General features: G+C 73.2%; 15 protein-coding genes. 7 read left to right on the forward strand and 8 right to left on the reverse strand.

Going from position 1 to position 19,380, the window contains the following annotated elements; translation table 11 throughout:
• Positions 1-35 precede the first annotated feature (35 nt).
• Genes ACI2LY_RS12390 through ACI2LY_RS12400 form a run of 3 tightly spaced genes read right to left on the reverse strand, consistent with a single transcriptional unit; the run spans position 36 to position 4,716 of the window.
• Positions 36-1,214, reverse strand: a complete 1,179-nt coding sequence (locus tag ACI2LY_RS12390; RefSeq protein ID WP_404707106.1) for a VWA domain-containing protein — start codon at positions 1,212-1,214, stop codon at positions 36-38.
• Entirely contained in the window at positions 1,211-3,628 is a 2,418-nt protein-coding gene (locus ACI2LY_RS12395) for a DUF5682 family protein (protein WP_404707107.1), read from the reverse strand. The genes ACI2LY_RS12390 and ACI2LY_RS12395 overlap by 4 nt, the downstream gene beginning before the upstream one ends.
• A complete protein-coding gene (locus ACI2LY_RS12400) occupies positions 3,586-4,716 on the reverse strand; it encodes an AAA family ATPase (RefSeq protein WP_404707108.1) in 1,131 nt (376 codons plus the stop codon). Before ACI2LY_RS12400 ends, ACI2LY_RS12395 begins: the two co-directional genes overlap by 43 nt.
• A 132-nt stretch (positions 4,717-4,848) precedes the next feature.
• On the opposite strand from ACI2LY_RS12400, the gene ACI2LY_RS12405 reads away from it, so the two are divergent.
• Positions 4,849-6,207, forward strand: coding sequence for an SWIM zinc finger family protein (locus ACI2LY_RS12405; protein WP_404707109.1), 1,359 nt, complete (start codon positions 4,849-4,851; stop codon positions 6,205-6,207).
• A 41-nt stretch (positions 6,208-6,248) separates the two neighbouring features.
• Complete coding sequence (locus ACI2LY_RS12410; protein ID WP_404707110.1) at positions 6,249-7,859, forward strand: DUF5691 domain-containing protein; 1,611 nt, start codon at positions 6,249-6,251, stop codon at positions 7,857-7,859.
• A gap of 7 nt (positions 7,860-7,866) precedes the next feature.
• Here the strand turns inward: ACI2LY_RS12410 and ACI2LY_RS12415 are convergent, their stop codons facing one another.
• Positions 7,867-8,286: a cobalamin B12-binding domain-containing protein gene (locus ACI2LY_RS12415; protein ID WP_404707111.1), complete on the reverse strand. Its 420-nt coding sequence runs from the start codon at positions 8,284-8,286 to the stop codon at positions 7,867-7,869.
• A gap of 239 nt (positions 8,287-8,525) precedes the next feature.
• Here ACI2LY_RS12415 and ACI2LY_RS12420 point away from each other — a divergent pair, with 239 nt between their 5' ends.
• The 3 genes from ACI2LY_RS12420 (at position 8,526) to ACI2LY_RS12430 (ending at position 11,649) form a co-directional block, all read left to right on the forward strand.
• Positions 8,526-9,380: an esterase/lipase family protein gene (locus ACI2LY_RS12420; protein WP_404707112.1), complete on the forward strand. Its 855-nt coding sequence runs from the start codon at positions 8,526-8,528 to the stop codon at positions 9,378-9,380.
• A 47-nt stretch (positions 9,381-9,427) separates the two neighbouring features.
• Entirely contained in the window at positions 9,428-9,997 is a 570-nt protein-coding gene (locus tag ACI2LY_RS12425) for an SMI1/KNR4 family protein (RefSeq protein ID WP_404707113.1), read from the forward strand.
• 191 nt (positions 9,998-10,188) lie between these two features.
• Positions 10,189-11,649, forward strand: coding sequence for a M23 family metallopeptidase (locus tag ACI2LY_RS12430; RefSeq protein ID WP_404707114.1), 1,461 nt, complete (start codon positions 10,189-10,191; stop codon positions 11,647-11,649).
• A gap of 76 nt (positions 11,650-11,725) precedes the next feature.
• Here ACI2LY_RS12430 and pcrA read toward each other — a convergent pair whose 3' ends face one another.
• Entirely contained in the window at positions 11,726-14,212 is a 2,487-nt protein-coding gene (gene pcrA, locus ACI2LY_RS12435) for a DNA helicase PcrA (protein WP_404707115.1), read from the reverse strand.
• A 161-nt stretch (positions 14,213-14,373) separates the two neighbouring features.
• Here pcrA and ACI2LY_RS12440 point away from each other — a divergent pair, with 161 nt between their 5' ends.
• Positions 14,374-15,381 carry a tellurite resistance/C4-dicarboxylate transporter family protein gene (locus ACI2LY_RS12440; protein ID WP_404707116.1) on the forward strand — a complete coding sequence of 336 codons (1,008 nt, stop codon included), beginning with the start codon at positions 14,374-14,376 and terminating at the stop codon, positions 15,379-15,381.
• Here the strand turns inward: ACI2LY_RS12440 and ACI2LY_RS12445 are convergent.
• Positions 15,359-15,712, reverse strand: a complete 354-nt coding sequence (locus tag ACI2LY_RS12445) for a hypothetical protein (RefSeq protein WP_404707117.1) — start codon at positions 15,710-15,712, stop codon at positions 15,359-15,361. The genes ACI2LY_RS12440 and ACI2LY_RS12445 overlap by 23 nt on opposite strands.
• A gap of 439 nt (positions 15,713-16,151) precedes the next feature.
• Between ACI2LY_RS12445 and ACI2LY_RS12450 the strand changes: the two genes are divergently transcribed.
• Positions 16,152-17,243, forward strand: a complete 1,092-nt coding sequence (locus ACI2LY_RS12450; RefSeq protein ID WP_404707118.1) for an NlpC/P60 family protein — start codon at positions 16,152-16,154, stop codon at positions 17,241-17,243.
• 6 nt (positions 17,244-17,249) lie between these two features.
• On the opposite strand, the gene ACI2LY_RS12455 is transcribed toward ACI2LY_RS12450, so the two are convergent.
• On the reverse strand, positions 17,250-18,008 hold the full coding sequence (locus tag ACI2LY_RS12455; protein ID WP_404707119.1) for a LuxR C-terminal-related transcriptional regulator: 759 nt from the start codon (positions 18,006-18,008) through the stop codon (positions 17,250-17,252).
• Entirely contained in the window at positions 18,005-19,297 is a 1,293-nt protein-coding gene (locus tag ACI2LY_RS12460; protein WP_393595835.1) for a PspC domain-containing protein, read from the reverse strand. Before ACI2LY_RS12460 ends, ACI2LY_RS12455 begins: the two co-directional genes overlap by 4 nt.
• Positions 19,298-19,380: the final 83 nt, after the last annotated feature.

Raw genomic sequence — 19,380 nt, forward strand, 5'->3', positions numbered from 1 at the left:
GTGCACTTGTTCGACCGGTGACCCCTTCCAGCTTGTCACGCGGTGTCCGGTATGGGCAGCGGGCGCTTCTCGATCGCGGCGGCCATCACCTCCGGGAAGAGGTCCGGGGTGCAGGCGAACGCCGGGGCGCCGAGGGCGGCCAGCGCGGCCGCGTGCTCCCGGTCGTAGGCGGGCGCCCCCTCGTCGGAGAGCGCGAGCAGGGTCACGAACTGCACGCCGGACGCCTTCATCGCCGCGACCCGCTTCAGCATCTCGTCCCGGATGCCGCCCTCGTACAGGTCGCTGATCAGCACGACCACCGTCTCGGCGGGCCGGGTGATCTTCGACTGGCAGTAGGCGAGCGCCCGGTTGATGTCGGTGCCGCCGCCGAGCTGGGTGCCGAAGAGCACGTCCACCGGGTCGTCGAGCTGATCGGTGAGGTCGACGACGGAGGTGTCGAAGACGACCATGCGGGTGCTGATCGACCGCATCGAGGCGAGCACCGCCCCGAACACCGACGCGTAGACCACGGACGCGGCCATCGAGCCGGACTGGTCGATGCAGAGGATCACCTCCTTCTTCACCGACTGCGCGGCCCGCCCGTACCCGATGAGCCGCTCCGGCACGATCGTCCGGTACTCCGGCAGGTAGTGCTTGAGGTTGGCCGCGATCGTGCGGTTCCAGTCGATGTCGTGGTGGCGCGGCCGACTGATACGGGCGCTGCGGTCGAGGGCGCCGGTGAGGGTGGCCCGGGTGCGGGTGGCCAGCCGCTTCTCCAGGTCGTCCACCACCTTGCGGACCACCGCCCGCGCGGTCTCCTTGGTGGTCTCCGGCATCGCCTTGTTCAGCGAGAGCAGGGTGCCGACCAGATGGACGTCGGCCTCCACCGCCTCCAGCATCTCCGGCTCCAGCAGCAGCGCGGCCAGCCCGAGCCGGTCGATGGCGTCGCGCTGCATGACCTGCACGACGGAGGAGGGGAAGTAGGTGCGGATGTCCCCGAGCCAGCGCGCCACGGAGGGCGCCGAACCGCCGAGCCCCGCCGAACGCTCCCGGCCCGCCGGGCTCTTGCCCGCCTTGTCGCCCCGGCCGTACAGCGCGGTCAGGGTGCCGTCCATCGCCGCGTCCCGGCCGGACAGCGCGACCCCGGTGCCGTCCGCCTGGTCGCCGCCGAGCACCAGCCGCCATCGGCGGAGCCGCTCGGCGTCGCCGTCGAGTCGTGTCGTCCCGTTCGTCATGCCCCCACCCCCGCGAGGTCGTCGTCCATCGATGGCCGCTGCTCCGGTGTCAGACCGAGCAGCAGACGCAGCACCGGCAGCACGGCGTCCGCGCGTCCGGCATCGGGTTCCGGCGCGAAGCCGGGCGAGGTCACCGGGTGGGCCGTGGCCCCGGCACCGCCGCCCGGACCGCGCCGGACCAGCTCGCCGAGCGTCCTGCGCACACCGGGCTCGTACGCCGAGAAGGTGCGGCGCAGCAGTGGCAGCACGTCGGTGAACGCGTCGGCCGGTACGGAGGTCAGCCAGGTGTCGACCAGCCCGAGCAGCCGCTCGTCGTGCACCAGCAGCAGCCCTCCCCCGCCGCCTCCGACGAACCCCTCGACCCACGCGGCCGCGTCACCGGGCGGAGTCCCCGGCGACAGGGCCAGCCCCATGAGCCGGGCCACGTCCTCGGCCTCCAGCACCCCGTCGTCCAGCAGCAGCCGCACCGCCCGGCCCCGGATGAGACCGGGCACGGTGTCCCGCTGGGACAGGGTGCGCAGCACGGCCCGCCAGCGGGGCCGGAGGTCGTCCTGCCCGGTGAGCGTCTCGGACAGCAGGCCGACCGCGCCGTGCACGGCGTCGACATGGCCCCGCATCTCCTGGGCGGCGTCGGTGTCCAGGGTGGTGCAGGCGGGCGGGAGCCCGATGAAGACGCGCTCCGCGAGGGCGGCCGCGACGTCGGCGAGGGCGCCGGTGTCGGTGCCGCGCACGTCGCCGTAGCGCAGCGAGCGGACCAGGGCGGGGAGCGCCTGGGCGAGGTGGCCCACGTCGGCGTCGAGGGCCGCGCGGTCGGCGAGCACCCGCATCACCACGGGCAGCGCGTCCGGCAGCCCGGCGAGCAGGCACTGCTCGGCCAGCGCGGTCACGTCGGCCAGCGCCCGCGCACCGATCGCGTCGGCCTCCGCCTTGGCGGTCGCCGCGCCCAGCACCGTGGTGCCCCACACCCCGGCCTCGGCGATGCGTACCGACAGCTCCGGCTCCCAGCGCAGCCGCCAGGTCTCCCGGAAGGTGCCCGTGCTCCCGCGCGAGCGGGCCGGTTCGCCCCAGCCGACGCCGAGCAGCCGCAGCCGGTGCAGCAGCCGACCGCGCGCGGCGTCGGTGTCCTTGCGGAGGTCCAGCTCCAGCTCGCGCTCCAGCGCCTCCGGCTTGAGCCGCAGCCGACGCTGCTCCCGGGCCAGGTCGCGCTGCAACGGCACGGCGGGCGCGGACTCCGGGACCTCGCCCAGCACGTCCCCGACCACCAGCCGGTCGTACACCAGGGACAATGGGACGTCCGAGCCCTCGCACAGCACCGCGCGTACGGCATCCGTGGTCTCGGTGAGGCCCGGCAGGGGGCGGCCGCGCATCACCGCGAGGGTGTCGGCCAGCCGGACCGCCTCGATGACATGGGCGGAGGACACGATCCGGTCCTCCTCGCGCAGCAGTCCGGCGACCTTGGTGAGCCAGCGCTCCACCGGCCGGTCCGGCGCGCCGAACAGGTGGGCGTACCAGCCCGGCGAGTCGATCCCGGCGCCGTAGCCGCTGGACCGGGCGAGCCTGCGGTGGGTCCAGGGCACCCAGGTGAGGTCGGTCTTGACCTTGGGCAGGCCCTTGAGGAGTGCCCGGTCGGCGGTGACGGTGGTCTTCGCGCGGAGGGCGGGCACGTGCCAGGCGCCGCAGACCACGGCCACCGCGTCCCCGGACTCCTTGCGGGCGGCGCGGAGCTGGAGCCGCATGTACGCCTCGCGCACCAGGTCGCGCGGGCGGCCGCCGTCGCCGTACCGCTCCCGCAGGGCGCCCATGGCGTCGTCCAGCGCGGCGAACGGCGCGAACGGCTCGTCCCGGCCCGGGCCCCGGTGCTCGACGGCGTCCTCCCACCAGCGCTCGGGGTCGTCGTACCCGGCGGCCTCGGCGAGGGCGGCGAGCGGGTCCACGCGGGCGTGCTCGGCCGCTTCCTCCTCCGGCGCTTCTACGTCTTCTTCCTCCGGCGCCTCTTCGTCCGGGTCGCCGGTGTCCTCCTGCCAGGCCAGCGTGTGGGTCGCGGGCAGGTCGATGAAGCGGGCCGGGACGCCCCGCTCGACGGCCCACCGGATCGCCACCCACTCGGGGCTGAACTCGGCCAGCGGCCAGAACGCCGAGCGGCCGGGCTCGTCCACGGCATGGGCGAGCAGGGCGACCGGCGGACGCAGGCCGGGGTCGGCGGCCAGCGGGATCAGCGGATCGGCCTCGGGCGGGCCCTCGATGAGGACGACGGCGGGCGCGGCGGCGTCCAGCGCGGCCCGCACCGCCCGCGCGGAGCCCGGCCCGTGGTGCCGGACGCCCAGCAGCAGCGGGCCCGCCTCGAACGCCCCGGCCGGGGGCGGGGACTCGCTCACGCGCTCACCTCCCGGCAGGCCCGGTAGAAGTCCGTCCATCCGTCCCGCTCGCGCACGACCGTCTCCAGGTACTCCTGCCAGACGACCCGGTCGGCGGCCGGGTCACGGACCACGGCACCGAGGATGCCCGCGGCGACGTCCCCGGCGCGCAGCACACCGTCGCCGAAGTGGGCCGCCAGGGCGAGGCCGTTGGTGACGACGGAGATGGCCTCCGCCGTGGACAGGGTGCCGCTCGGCGACTTCAGCTTGGTGCGGCCGTCGGTGGTCACGCCGTCGCGCAGCTCGCGGAAGACGGTGACGACCCGGCGGATCTCGTCCAGGCCCTCGGGCGCCTCGGGCAGGTCGAGCGAGCGGCCCAGCTGGTCGACGCGGCGGCTGACGATGTCGACCTCGGCGTCGGCGCTCTCCGGCAGCGGCAGCACCACGGTGTTGAAGCGGCGGCGCAGCGCGCTGGAGAGGTCGTTGACGCCCCGGTCGCGGTCGTTGGCGGTGGCGATGAGGTTGAAGCCGCGCACGGCCTGCACCTCCTCGCCCAGCTCCGGGATCGGCAGGGTCTTCTCGGACAGGATGGTGATCAGCGTGTCCTGCACATCGGCCGGTATCCGGGTCAGCTCCTCCACCCGCGCCGTCATGCCCTCGGCCATGGCGCGCATGACGGGGCTCGGCACGAGGGCCTCGCGGCTGGGGCCGTGGGCGAGCAGGCGGGCGTAGTTCCAGCCGTACCGGATCGCCTCCTCCGGGGTGCCCGCGGTGCCCTGCACGAGAAGGGTGGAGTCGCCGCTGACGGCGGCCGCGAGGTGCTCCGACACCCAGGTCTTGGCGGTGCCGGGCACGCCGAGCAGGAGCAGGGCGCGATCGGTGGCCAGCGTGGTGACGGCGACCTCGACGATGCGGCGCGGGCCCACGTACTTGGGTGTGATCACGGTGCCGTCCGGCAGGGTGCCGCCGAGGAGATAGGTGGCGACCGCCCACGGCGACAGCTTCCAGCGGGCCGGGCGCGGCCGGTCGTCCTGCGCGGCCAGCGCGGTGAGTTCGGCCGCGAAGGCGTCTTCGGCATGCGGTCGCAACGTCTGCGGCGCCTGGTTCGGGATCGGTTCGACGTTCGTGGGTTCTGTGGACACAGTCATGGCTGAGGCCCCCTCCAGCTCGGCCGTGGGTCATCTGGCATCCACCATGCAGCACCCCACTGACAATCGCCCTGACCTGCGTGAACGCGCTCGCATGACCGATTGTCAGTGGCAGGTTCTAACGTCGTTGGCATGACTCAGCAGGGGGTGCGCCCGACTGCGGAACAGGTGCTGGCTCTGGCGCCTGACGCGTCGTCGCGCAAAGCGGGAAGCAAACTGGGTGTGGCGGGGCCGTGGTCCGGTGCGGGCAGCGGCCAGGAGGGGGCGGTGTGGGGTCTGTGCAAGGGGAGCGGCAGCAAGCCGTACCAGACGGTGGTGGACCTGTCGGACCCTGCCGGGCCCGCGTACAAATGCAGTTGTCCGAGCCGGAAGTTCCCCTGCAAGCACGCGCTGGGGCTGCTGCTGCTCCGGGCGGGGGACGAGAGCGCGGTGCCCGTCTCGGACACGGTGCCGGACTGGGCCGAGCAGTGGCTCGCGGGCAGACGCGGGCGGGCGGAGATGAAGAAGGAGCGGGACAAGGCGGGTCCGGCCGCCGATCCCGAGGCGGCGCGCCGACGTGCGGAGCGGCGGGACCAACGGGTCACCGCGGGCGCCACCGAGCTGGAGCGCCGCCTCGCCGACCTGCTCCGCGACGGCCTGGCCTCGGCCGAGCGTGCGGGGTACGGGCTCTGGGAGGAGACGGCGGCCCGCATGATCGACGCCCAGGCCCCCGGACTCGCCTCGCGGGTGCGGGAGTTGGGGGCCATACCGGGGTCCGGTGCGGGCTGGCCGGCCCGGCTGCTGGAGGAGTGCGCCCTGCTCCACCTGCTCGACCAGGGCTGGCTGCACCGTGAGCGGCTCCCGGACGCCCTCGCGGCCACGGTCCGCACCCGCCTCGGCCTGCCCACCTCGGCGGACGGGCCACCGGTGCGCGACCACTGGCAGGTGCTCGCGCAGTACGACACGGCCGACGGCAAGCTGACCACCCGCCGTATCTGGCTGCACGGCGCGGCCTCGGGCCACACCCGGCTGCTCCTCTCCTTCGGCGCGGCGGGCCGTGCCCCCGAACTCTCCCTCCCGGTCGGCCTGTCCCTGGACGCGGACCTGTCCGACCACCCCGGCGCGGGACCGCGGGCCGCCCTCGGCGAGCGGCACGCCCCGGCGGCCCCCGCCGCCTCCCGCCCGCCCGGCCTCACCACCACCCGGGCGCTGACCTCCTACGGCGAGGCGCTCCGCGAAGACCCCTGGCTGGAGTCGGTGCCGGTCACCCTGGACGCGGTCATACCCGTCCCGGACGACGCCACCGGCTCCTGGCACCTGGCCGACGCCGACGCGGACGCGGACACCGCCCTGCCACTGACCTCGTCGTTCCTGACCCGTCCGGGCCTGTGGCGCCTGGTCGCGCTGGCCGGGGGGACACCGCTCAAGGTGTTCGGCGAGTGCGGCCACCGAGGCTTCACGCCCCTGACGGCGTGGGCGGAAGGGACGGCCGAGCCGGTGACCCTGTGCTGAACACCCCGCCCGCCCCGAAGATCCGCCCGGAAGGGACCCCCATGACCACGCCCACCTGGGACGATCTCCTCACCACCGCCCTCCTCGGCACCGACCGCCGCCCCCTCTCCCCCGCCGAACCCGCCGGACGTGAGGCCCCGGCCGCCCTGCTGGACGCCGCCGCGATGGCGGCCGTACAGCGGCGGGCCGGGCTGCGCCCCGGACCTGCGGGCACCCGGCCGGACCCGGCACCCGAGGACACCCGCCCCGCACTCCCGCCCGCCGCGGCCCACCGCCTCACCCTCCTCCTGGCCGACCGCCCCGGCGGAGGAGGCGGCGGCCGCCGCGGCAGCACCCCCGACCTCACCGAACTCCTCCCCCAGTGGCTGGCGGCGGCCAACGCCCAGGGCTACGCGGCACCCCCGCAGACGGTGCCCGCCCTGCTGGACGCGGCCCGCGCCCGTACCGATCTCCGCCCGGCCGCCCTGGAGTTCGCGGGCGCACGGGCCCTGTGGCTGGCCCGGCTGAACCCGGACTGGCGGTTCGCCCAGCGCGCGGCGTCCGGCGGCACCTCGGCCCTGCCCGGCGCCGAGGACGACGAGGGGATACGACAACTGTGGCAGGAGGGCCTCTTCGCGGAACGGGTCGCCCTGCTCACCGCCCTCCGCACCCGAACACCCTCCGCCGCACGGGAGTTGCTCGCGGGGACCTGGGCGCAGGAGCGGGCCGAGGACCGGCTGATGTTCCTGGACTCGCTGCGGGCGGGCCTGGCGGCCGACGACGAGCCCTTCCTGGAGCAGGCGCTCGCCGACCGCAGCCGCAATGTCCGGGCGACGGCGGCCGAGCTGCTGTCCACGCTGCCCGGCTCGGCGCTCGCCGCGCGGATGGCGAAGCGGGCCGCGACCTGCGTGGCCCTGGACCACACCGGCAGCGCGGCCGCGATCGTCGTGGAGGCGCCCGCCGCCTGCGACCCGGACATGGAGCGCGACGGCGTGACCGCCAGACCACCGACGGGCCGGGGTGAACGGTCCTGGTGGCTGGGCCAGTTGGTGGAGGCGGCACCGCTCGATACCTGGCCGGACCGGCTGGGCGGGCGTACGCCGGAACAGATCGTGGCGCTGCCCGTGACGGACGGCTGGCAGGGCGAACTGCACGCCGCCTGGTGCCGTGCGGCCGTACGGCAGCGGGACGCCCGGTGGGCGCGGGCGCTGCTGGGATCGCCGTCGGCGCCGGAGGCGGGCGGCCCCGGCGCGGTGTCCCTGGCGGACCGGGCCAAGCTGCTGGCGGCGCTGGAGGCGGACGAACGGGCCGCGTGGGTGGCCGGGTTCATAGCCGGACACGGCCTCTCGGAGGCGTTCCAGCTGCTCGGGGTGTGCGCGCTGCCCTGGACGGCGCCGCTGGGCCGCGCGGTCGTGGACGCTCTCGACATCGCGCGGGAGGCGGGCAGTTACCCGTGGAGCTTCAGCGGGGTGATGGGCCTGGCCGAGCGCTGCCTCGACCCGGCGGAGACGGCCCGGCTCGACAGCCTGCTCGCCGTGCCGGACGAGCGGGCGGACGCCTCCCCCGGCGCCGGGGGCTACTGGGCGGAGGCGTTCCAGCGGCTGGCCACCACCCTGCGGCTGCGCGCGGCGATGGCGGGCGAGCTGGTCCCGGCCGACAGGACCGGTCCGTGAGGAGGGTTCAGCCCGAGGCGGCGGGCTGACGCGCGTTCTTCCGCACCCACTCCACGATGGAGGTGGTGGTCGCGCCGGGCGTGAAGATCTGGGCGACACCCTTCTCGCGCAGCGGCGCGATGTCCTCCTCCGGGATGATGCCGCCACCGAAGACCAGGATGTCGGCGGCGTCGCGCTCCTTGAGGAGGTCGATGACCGCGGCGAAGAGCGTGTTGTGGGCGCCCGAGAGGATGGACAGGCCGATCGCGTCGGCGTCCTCCTGGATCGCCGTGGCGACGATCTGCTCCGGCGTCTGGTGCAGGCCGGTGTAGATGACCTCCATGCCCGCGTCACGCAGCGCGCGGGCGATGACCTTGGCCCCGCGATCGTGGCCGTCGAGCCCCGGCTTGGCCACCACCACGCGGATCGGACCGGCTGCCACACCCATCACTGCCTCCATCAAGCGACCACCATCAAGGGACTGCGGAAGCGGCCGCTTCCGTCCCGTACCGACAAGTACCGCACACCTGGCACGTTCCGCCACCTGTCGTGAAGTGAACGAACGTTATCCCCAGCATCCCGCAGCGGACTGTTTCACGGCACCCGGCGAGGGGGAAATCACATGGTGGGACATGAGGGCACGCGGGGGACAGAGCCGCCCCCCGCGTGCCGACAGGAGGTCGGCCAATGAAGGTCACCGGGGTATTGCCACTCTTCCTCCCGATCTGCAGGCGTCTGTGGCCCGGCAGTCTGGCCTCCGTGTCCGTGACGCTGGTGAAGGCCACCGCGCTGGAGGCCGCGATCCTGGCCGGTCACGTGCTGCTGTACCCGACCGGCCTCATCCAGGAGCGCCGCCAGGCCGCCCTTCCCGCGCCCGCGGGCACGGCGAGGCTCCCTGTCCCGACCGGGCCGCCGGTCGTGCTGCTGCACGGCTTCATCGACAACCGCTCGGTGTTCGTCCTGCTGCGCCGCAGCCTCGCCCAGCACGGCAGGCAGCGGGTGGAGTCACTGAACTACTCCCCGCTGACCTGCGACATCCGCACCGCGGCCGAGCTGCTGGGCAGGCATGTGGAGGAGATCTGCGAGCGCACCGGCAGCGCCCAGGTGGACATCGTGGGGCACAGCCTCGGCGGCCTGATCGCCCGGTACTACGCACAGTGTCTGGGCGGTGACGTCCGAGTGCGCACCGTGGTCACCCTGGGCACCCCGCACAGCGGGACACGCGCGGTTCCGCTGGCCAACGCGCACCCGATCGTGCGGCAGATGCGCCCCGACTCGCCGGTCATCGAGGAGCTGGCCCGTCCGGCGCCGGGCTGCCGTACGCGGTTCGTGAGCTTCTGGAGCGACCTGGACTCCGTGATGGCCCCGCTGGAGGCGGCCTGCGTCGACCACCCCGACCTGGAGGCGCACAACATCCGGGTGAGCGGCATCGGCCACCTCGCCCTGCCGGTCCACCCCACCGTGGCGGCGGGGATACGGGAGGCGCTCGACTCCGAGTCCGCCATGAGGCGGCAGGAGGGCGGCGGCCTCACGGTCGCCTGAGAAGCTCCGCCCACAACAGGTCGCCCGACCTCGTTAGATTCGACCCCATGACGACCTGGGACCGGACCGCCGTGCGGGCACGCCTACGGGAGGCCGCGGCGCGCGACCGGGCCAGGGAGCGTTTCGGGGCGGATACACACCGTTACGATCTGCGGCCCCCGCTGCCGGAGCCGGAGATCCGCGCCTTCGAGACCGGCCACGGCATCGAACTGCCCCCGTCGTACCGCTCCTTCGTCGCCGAGGTGGGCGACGGCCCCGCCGGTCCGGCCCACGGTCTGCTGCCGCTGACCACCCCGCGCCCCGAGGCCGACGAGGACTGGGCGGTGGACGGCGAGTGGGCGCGGGACCGGCTCCCCGGACGCCTGGCCTCGCCGTTCCCGCTGACCGGGCCCGCGCCCGGCCGCCTCGGCACCGCCGCCGACACGCTGACGCGGGGCACCCTGCTGCTGGCGGAGGAGGGCTGCGGAATGTACGTCCGCCTCGTCCTGAACGGTCCGCGCGCCGGGGAGATCTGGTTCCTCGACCCCGACTGGGGCGGCTTCACTCCCTTGGCCCGCGACTTCCACACCTGGTACACGAAGTGGCTGACAGCCCTGTCACAGCCTTCCCAGGGATGACACAGCGTCACAGATTCTCGAACACTTCTCGAACACAGGGCCAAACTCGCGTCCCGCGAACCCCGAAACACGGCCGAATGCCCGTTTCCCGTCCACATGAAACCAGCGGAAGATTGTCGCGCCCGCATACCGCCGGGTACAGTCGCCGCACTGCTCTGGCAGCCCCTGTTGTCGAGGCGAAAGAGAAGTTGGTGAACGACCGTCACCCGTCGGGGACCATGACCCCGGCTCCGGCTTCCGACGCCTCCCACGCGCACTACGCGCCGTACGGAGCACCGGAAGTCCCGTACGACGACCTCACCACGTACGGCGGTTACGACACCACCGGTTTCCCGGTGGCCGAGGCGGCCTACGCCGCCGACCCGCACCTCGGCGGATACCAGACCGGCCCGCACACCACGGGCGCGTACGACACGACGCACTGGGGCACCGGCGACGGCGGACACCTCGCCCACGACCCCTACGCGGCCCAGCAGCACACCGGCTACGACACGGGCGCCTACGACACCACCGCCTGGACCGTCCCCGCGCAGGGCACCCCCGAGGACACCGGCGCCTGGTCGCAGTATGGGCAGCAGAGCACCCCGGACCCCGCCCAGCAGTGGGACTGGGGCACCCAGACCTTCGACACCGGCGCCTACGACGCCACCCAGTGGAACACCGACGGCACGGCCGCCGAGCACCAGCGGGCCGAGGAGCCGTTCGACCAGCAGGCGACGGCCACCTTCGACCAAATCACCCACGACCCGTACGGGGACGACGCCGCGTACGCGGAGTACGCCGACCAGGAGTACGGCGAACACCCCGACGCGGAAGACGAGTTGACCGGCACCGGTGAACTCCCCGCCGTGCCCGCCCTCCTGGACGACCAGGAAGAGGTCGTCCCGGCACCGCGAGCCGGTTCCCGCGCCGCGGCCCGATCCCGCCGCCGGACACCGGCCAAGCGTTCCGCGCTGCTGACCGTCGCCGTCCCCTCGGCCTGCGTGATGGGGGTGGCCGGGATCGCCGCCGCCTCGGTCGGCGATCTGACCGGTGGGGCGCAGGAGGCCGCCGCCTCCGCGGCCGACGCGCACACGGTGCAGCCGTCCGTCGCCAACAGCAAGCTCGACACCCAGCTGCGGACCCTGTCCGCCGGGGCCGACGACTTCACCGACCGGGTGAGCCGGACCCAGGAGCGCATCGACCTCAAGGCGCAGCAGGCGCTGGAGAAGAAGAAGGCCGCCGCCGAGGCCGCGCTCAAGGAGCGACTCCGCCCCAAGTTCGCCATCCCGGTGCTCCAGAAGGGGCTCAGCGCCCAGTTCGGGCAGGCGGGCGTGAACTGGATGTCCGTCCACACCGGTATCGACTTCCCGGTGTCGTACGGCACCACCGTGATGGCCGCGACCGACGGCGTCGTCACGACCAAGTGGAACAGCGCCTACGGCAACATGCTGGTCCTGACCGCCAAGGACGGCACGGAGACCTGGTACTGCCACCTCTCCAGTTACCGCGTACCCTCCGGCACCTCGGTCAAGGCCGGCCACCCGATCGCCTACTCCGGCAACTCGGGCAACTCCACCGGCCCCCACCTCCACTTCGAGGTCCGCCCGGCGGGCGGCGCGGCCATCGACCCCCTCCCCTGGCTCCGCAGCCACGGCCTGGACCCGACCTGATCCCGCCCCGCCCTGACATGACCGAGCCCCGCCAGTCAGGCGGGGCTCGCGTCGTCTAAAGCTTCTTCTCCGTCGTCTAGAGCTTCTCCACCGGCGCGTACCGCAGCAGCAGTCGCTTGGCGTTGCCGCCGCCGAAGTCGATCGTGGCCTGTGCCTTGTCGCCCTCGCCCGCCACCGCGACCACCGTGCCCAGGCCGAACTGGTCGTGGGTGACGCGGTCGCCGATCGCCAGCGACACCACCGGCTTGTCGCCGGTCCGGCGGGTGGCGAACCCGGAGGCACCGGCCGCCGAGGAGCGGGACCGGGACGAGGAGAGGGTGGACGCGACCGAGGAGGCGGCCTTGCCGAACGCGGACGCGGGCGCGGACGCGGCGCCGGTCCGCTTCCACTCCAGATGGGTGGCCGGGATCTCCTCCAGGAACCGGGAGGGCGGGTTGTACGACGGCTGTCCCCAGGCGCTGCGCAGCGCGGCCCGGGTGAGGTAGAGCCGCTCCCGCGCGCGCGTGATGCCGACGTAGGCGAGGCGCCGCTCCTCCTCCAGCTCCTTGGCCTGGCCGAGGGCGCGCAGGTGCGGGAAGACGCCGTCCTCCATGCCGGTGACGAAGACGACCGGGAACTCCAGGCCCTTGGCGGTGTGCAGGGTCATCAGCGTGATGACACCGTCGCCGTCCTCCTCGTCGGGGATCTGGTCGGAGTCCGCGACGAGCGCGACCCGCTCCAGGAAATCGGCCAGCGTGCCCTGCTCGCCGTCCTCCCGCTCCTGCTCGAACTCCAGCGCCACGGCCGCGAGTTCCTGGAGGTTCTCGATCCGGGTCTCGTCCTGCGGGTCGGTGGACGCCTGCAACTCGGCCAGGTAGCCGGTGCGTTCGAGGACCGCCTCCAGCACGGTGGCCGGTCCGGCGCCGGACTCGACGACGGTGCGCAGGTCGTCCATCAGCGCGTTGAACCGCCGCACCGCGTTGGTGGAGCGCGCGGCCATGCCGTACGCCTCGTCCACCCGCTTCAGCGCCTGCGGGAAGCTGATCTTCTCGCGCTGGGCGAGGGCGTCGACCATCGCCTCGGCGCGGTCCCCGATGCCCCGCTTGGGCACGTTGAGGATGCGGCGCATCGGCACCGAGTCCTCGGGGTTGGCGAGGACGCGAAGGTAGGCCAGGACGTCCCGGACCTCCTTGCGCTCGTAGAACCGCACCCCGCCGACGACCTTGTACGGCAGGCCGACGCGGATGAAGATCTCCTCGAACACACGGGACTGCGCGTTGGTGCGGTAGAACACCGCCACGTCCCCGGCCTTGGCGTCGCCCGCGTCGGTGAGGCGGTCTATCTCGTCGGCGACGAACTGGGCCTCGTCGTGCTCGTTGTCCGCGACATAGCCGATGATGCCCGCGCCCTGGCCCGCGTTGGTCCACAGGTTCTTGGGGCGGCGGGACTCGTTGCGCTCGATGACCGCGTTGGCGGCGGACAGGATGGTCTGCGTGGAGCGGTAGTTCTGCTCCAGCAGGATCGTCGTCGCGTCGGGGTAGTCCTCCTCGAACTGGAGGATGTTGCGGATGGTCGCGCCCCGGAAGGCGTAGATCGACTGGTCCGCGTCACCCACGACGCACAGCTCGGCGGGCGGGACGTCGTACTCGTTGGGCGGTACGTCCTCGTCATGAGCGCCGGTGCCGACCAGCTCCCGGACCAGTGCGTACTGCGCGTGGTTGGTGTCCTGGTACTCGTCGACCATGACGTGCCGGAAGCGGCGGCGGTAGTGCTCGGCCACGTCGGGGAAGGCGCGCAGCAGGTTGACCGTGGTCATGATCAGGTCGTCGAAGTCGAGCGCGTTGGCCTCGCGCAGCCGCGACTGGTAGAGCGCGTACGCCTGGGCGAGGGTCTTCTCGAAACCGTCGGTGGCCTGGGCGGCGAAGTCCTCCTCGTCGATCAGCTCGTTCTTGAGGTTGCTGATCTTGGCGCTGAAGGACTTCGGCGGGTAGCGCTTGGGGTCGAGGTCCAGATCGCGGCAGACCAGGGCCATCAGGCGCTTGCTGTCCGCCGCGTCGTAGATCGAGAAGGACGAGGTGAAGCCCAGCCGCTTCGACTCGCGGCGCAGGATGCGGACGCAGGCGCTGTGGAAGGTCATGACCCACATCGCGCCCGCGCGCGGGCCGACGAGCTGCTCGACGCGCTCCTTCATCTCGCCCGCGGCCTTGTTGGTGAAGGTGATCGCCAAGATCTGGCCGGGGTGCACATGCCGCTCGGCCAGGAGGTGGGCGATGCGGTGGGTGAGCACCCGCGTCTTGCCGGAACCGGCGCCCGCGACGATGAGCAGCGGGGAGCCCGCGTGGACGACGGCCGCGCGCTGGTTGTCGTTCAGCCCCTCCAGGAGGGCCGCCGCGTCGATCGGGGGACGCGGGGCGCCGTCGCGGTAGTGGGTGTCCCGGTCCGGGGGCACGTCGAACTTCCCCCCGAACAGGTCGTCCGGGACCGGCTCCGGAGCGTGCTCGTCCTCAGGCGGCGCGGGTTCTTCCTCATGCCCGCGCGGGGGCTGGAGGCTGGCCAGGAAGCTGTCGTCAAAGAGGCTGCTCATCGCTCTACGAGTCTAGGGCGCCCCACCGACAACCGGTCCCCGTCCCGGGAACCCGGCCGGATTCCGGGCGGGACGGTCTCCGCGTGGGCCGGTCCTCTTTTCGAGCCCCACGCGCGCGTGCCCTCCCTGCCGGGGGCGGGCCGCTCCCTAGCATCAGGGACATGTCGGGCATCTCGGGTATGCGTACGTGGGTGGCGGAGCGTCCTCCGGCGGCGGGCACGGCCGTCATGGCGACCGCCGTCGTCTCCATCGGCCTGCGGCTGGCGGGCGTCGAGGTGGTGTCCCGGATCTTCCTGGTACTGGCCTGCCTCTCCTGGCTGACCCTCGCCGTCACCTTCGCCTTCCGGCTGGCGGGACAGCGGGGACGCTGGGCGGAGGAGGCCCGCGACCCGGCCGCGCTCACGGCGGTGGCGGCCACCGCGGTGCTCGGCACCCGGATCTCGCTGCTCGGCGTCCAGCCCCTGGCCGAGGCCCTGCTGGCCCTGGCGGCGCTGCTCTGGCCGGTGCTGCTGGTCTCCGTGCTGCGGCACTGGGGGCAGCGCATGCCGGGCACGGTGTTCATGTGTTGTGTGGCCACACAGGCGCTCGCGGTACTGACGGCCACACTGGCGGGGGCGGAGGCGACGGCATGGCTCGCGCACACCGCGCTGGTGCTGTTCTGGGTGGGCCTGCTGCTCTACGCGCTGGCCATGCCCCGCTTCGACTCCCGCCAGGTGCTTCGGGGGCCGGGCGACCACTGGATCGCGGGCGGCGCGCTGTCGATCTCGGCCCTGGCCGGGGCCCGGCTGATCTCCGCCGACAGCGCGCGGCTGTACCTGTGGAACAAGGACGACAGCGGGGTGCTGCACCAGGTCACCGCGATCTTGCTGGTCCTGGACCTGGCCTGCTACGCGGTGCTGGTGCTGGCCGAGCTGGCGCGCCCCCGGCCGCGCTACGGCCTGCTGCGCTGGGCCACCGTCTTCTCGATGGGCATGACGGCGGCGGCGACCCTCGCCGTCTCGGCCGCCCTGGACGTGGCCTGGCTGAGCGGGCCGGGCAAGGTGCTGGTGTGGGTGGCGGTCGCGGTGTGGCTGGCGGCGGCCCTGGGCGCGGTGCTCGCGGCGCGCGCCGGGCGCACCGGGTCTCAGGAGGCGGGAGCGCCGGACGTCACGTCCACAGCACGGCGATGAAGATGTTCGCCGTGGTCAGGGCGCCGACCAGCCCGAACATGCCCTTGTCGACCGTCTCCTCGTCGCGCTTCACGTAGACCAGGCCGAGGATCACGATCAGCAGCGCCAGCTTGATGCCGATCTTGATGTTGTTGACGTGGTGGCCGTCCGCCTCGTCGAGGCCGACCAGCACCACGCCGGTGACCAGCATGGCGATCGCGCCGTACAGCATCGCGGGCACGAAGCGAGCCGTACCCCGGCCCATCGCCTTCATCTGGGTGAGGAAACCGCCGAGCAGCGCGGCGATGCCGATGATGTGCAGGCCGACGAAGACATGGATGAGTACGGTCATGGGAACCGAGCCTAGTTCGGGACACCCCGTCACCCCCGTACCGGACCCCGCGCCCCGCTCACGGTCCTGACGGATCTCACTCGCTCGCGGGCCATAGCACTCTCCGCTTCACTCAGGTCCCGCCTTCCCCTCTTTGATCATCACGCTTCGATTCCACGGCTCCGGTACCTGAGCATTCCGGTCAAACGCGATCACCTCCAGGTCCGTCGAGGACAGTTCCGTACAGGCGTTACCAACCCGTCACCATCCGGCCTAGCGTCCTCCCCCAGGTGACCGGCTCCCCACAGCCGCCCGGACCAGGGGCGGCAGCCGGACATCACCGCCGAGGACCGTCCGTCGGCCGCCGTCTCCCCTGTGCGGACGGCCGCCGGACACCGGGCCCCGCTGGGGCACGGTGTTCTCGGCCGCACGAGTCCCATGGAAGGACGTGACGGTCCAGGTGGCAGCGCACCGAAAGCTCCGAGCGCGCTCACTCAGCGGCAACACGGCCCGCACGGCAGCCACTCTCGCCCTGGCGGGAGCGGCCACCGCGACGGCCTTCGACGGAACGGGACACGCCGAGCCGCGACTCACCACCGCCCAGGTCAAGACCGAGGTGGACCGGCTGTACCGGGAGGCGGAGGCCGCCACCGAGAAGTACAACGGCGCGCACGAGAAGGCGAGCGCCGCCCAGCACCGGCTGAACTCCCTGCGCGACGAGACCGCCCGCAGGCAGGTCAGACTCGACACCGCCCGCAGCGCCCTGGGCTCGTTCGCCGCCGCGCAGTACCGCGACGGCACGATCGCCCCGAGCTGGCAGCTCGCCCTCTCCAGCAGCCCCGACCGCTACCTGGACGGCGCCGCCTTCGCCGAACGCGCCGGCGACCGCCAGGCCAAGCAGGTGGCCCGAGTACGCGCCCAGCTCCAGGAGATCGAGCGGCTGCGCGGCGCGGCCCGCGTCGAGGCACGGTCGGTACGGTCCCGGCAGGCCGAGCTGAAACGGCAGAAGGACACCGTCACCACCAAGCTCGAGCAGGCCCGGCAGCTACTGGAACGGCTCACCCCGCCCGAGCGCGCCAAGGCCGCCGACGGCGCCCCCGCGACACCGGCCCGCGCCACCCGCTCCGCCCCGACCCCGGCCGCGTCCGCCGGGGTGTCCTCCGGCCGGACGAGCGCGCCCACCGGCCCGGCCACCGCGCCCGACTCCCGCGCCTCGGCGGCCGTCGCCTACGCCTACCGGAAGCTCGGCAGCCCCTACGTCTGGGGCGCGACCGGCCCGAACGCCTTCGACTGCTCGGGCCTGATCCAGGCCGCCTACCGCTCCGCGGGCATCTCCCTTCCGCGCACCACCTACGCCCAGATCAACGCGGGCCGACGCGTCTCCCGCTCCCAGCTCCGGCCCGGCGACCTGGTGTTCTTCTACTCCGGCATCAGCCATGTGGGCATGTACGTCGGCAACGGCCGCATGATCCACGCCCCCAACCCCTCGGCACCGGTCCGGGTGGCGCCCATCGACCAGATGCCGTTCGCGGGAGCGACCCGGGTGGCGTGAGCGGGGTCAGACCAGTCTGCGGGCCGTCGCCCAGCGGGTCAGCTCGTGCCGGTTGGACAGCTGGAGCTTGCGCAGCACCGCCGAGACATGGGACTCGACCGTCTTCACCGAGATGAACAGCTGCTTGCCGATCTCCTTGTACGCGTAACCCCGCGCGATCAGGCGCAGCACCTCACGCTCGCGCTGGGTGAGCCGGTCCATGTCCTCGTCGACCGGCGGGGCGTCGGTGGAGGCGAAGGCGTCCAGCACGAACCCGGCCAGCCGGGGCGAGAAGACGGCGTCGCCCTCCTGCACACGGAAGATCGAGTCGATCAGGTCGGACCCGGTGATGGTCTTGGTGACATAACCGCGCGCCCCGCCCCGGATCACCCCGATCACGTCCTCCGCCGCGTCGGAGACCGAGAGCGCCAGGAAGCGCACGGGCTGCTCGGGGTCCGCCATCAGGGCCGCGCTGCGCCGGAGCACCTCGACCCCGCCGCCGCCCGGCAGATGGACGTCGAGCAGGACCACCTCGGGCCGGGTCGAGGTGATGACCGAGACCGCCTGGTCGACGTCCGCGGCCTCGCCGACCACCTCGACGCCGGTCCGCGCGGTCTGCCCGATCTCCGCCTGCACCCCGGTACGGAACATGCGGTGGTCGTCCACGAGCACCACCCGGACCCGGCGCCCGGCCGTGCCCTCCGCCGTCGGCTCCGCGGTGTCGCGTCCGGGTTCGGCCACCTCCGCCTCCCCCGTCGTGCCGTTCGCCTCGGTCGCGTCACTCATGCCGTCTTCTCCGCCCTCTCCATCTCCAACTCGACTTCCGTACCGCCGTCCGGCACCGGCCGCAGCCGGGCCGTACCGCCGTTGCGCTCCATGCGCCCGATGATCGACTCCCTGACCCCCATGCGGTCGGCGGGTATGGAGTCGAGGTCGAAGCCGGGCCCCCGGTCGCGGACGGACACGAAGACCGTACGGCTCTCGACCTCTGCGTAGACCTGCACGGCACCGCCCTCGCCACCGTACTTGGCGGCGTTCACCATGGCTTCGCGCGCGGCCTGCATCTGCGCGCTCAGCCTGTCGTCCAGGGGGCAGTCGCCCACCACCACGACCTCTATGGGCACGCCGTGCTTGTCCTCCACCTCGGCCGCGTTGCGCCGCACCGCCTCCGCGACCGTGTCCGGCTCGTCGGCCTCGTCCTTGCCGGTGCCCTCCGGCTTGTACAGCCAGGTCCGCAGGTCCCGCTCCTGCGCGCGGGCCAGGCGGCGCACCTCGCCCGCGTTGTCCGCGTTGCGCTGGATCAGGGTGAGGGTGTGCAGCACCGAGTCGTGGACGTGCGCGGCGACCTCGGCCCGCTCCTGGGCGCGGATGCGCATCAGGCGTTCCTCGGACAGGTCCTGGGTCACGCGGACGAGGTAGGGACCGGCGAGCAGGGTGATGCCGACGAGGACGGCGAGCGCGGCCTCCAGCACCGCTCCCAGGTGGGTGGCGGAGACCTGCATCACGAAGATGGCGGAGACCCCGGCGGTGACCAGCAGCACGCCCACGCCCGCCCGGAGCAGAGTCAGCGTGCGCCGACGGCCGCCGACCTCGACCCAGCGGGCCCGGCGGGCGTTGTCCGCCTGACGCCACACCAGGGCGACACCGGCCGCGACGAGCACGGCCGGGACCAGGTACGCCTTGGCCGTGTTGGTCAGATTGACGCTGCCCAGGAAGACGATGGACACGATGACCATGAGGAGCAGGGCGACCATCTGCCCCTTGTCCGGCTTACGGGCCACCAGTCTGCGGCGCCCGTCCGGCGAGGTCTCGGTGCCGACGAGCGAGGCGGGCTTGTGGTCGCCCACACCGCCGACCCCGAGCGGGACGAAGAACCAGAACGCCGCGTACAGCAGCGCACCCAGCCCGTTCGCCATGAACAGGCCCGCGAAGGCCAGCCGCACCCACACCACGGGCAGCCCGAGATGCCCGGCGAGCCCCCGCGCCACTCCGCCCAGCCAGCGACCGTCACCGCTGCGGTAGAGCTTGCGCGGCGGCCGCGGGTCTTCGAGGGGCAGTGCTGCGGCTTCCGGCATGCCAACGATGGTCACACGGCGGTGGGTGCCGGGGCATCAGGGTCGTCCCCCGAGACTCCCCTGATCTTCGCCGGGGTTTCCCT

The organism is Streptomyces sp. NPDC002176 (assembly GCF_044903645.1).
Lineage (GTDB): Bacteria > Actinomycetota > Actinomycetes > Streptomycetales > Streptomycetaceae > Streptomyces.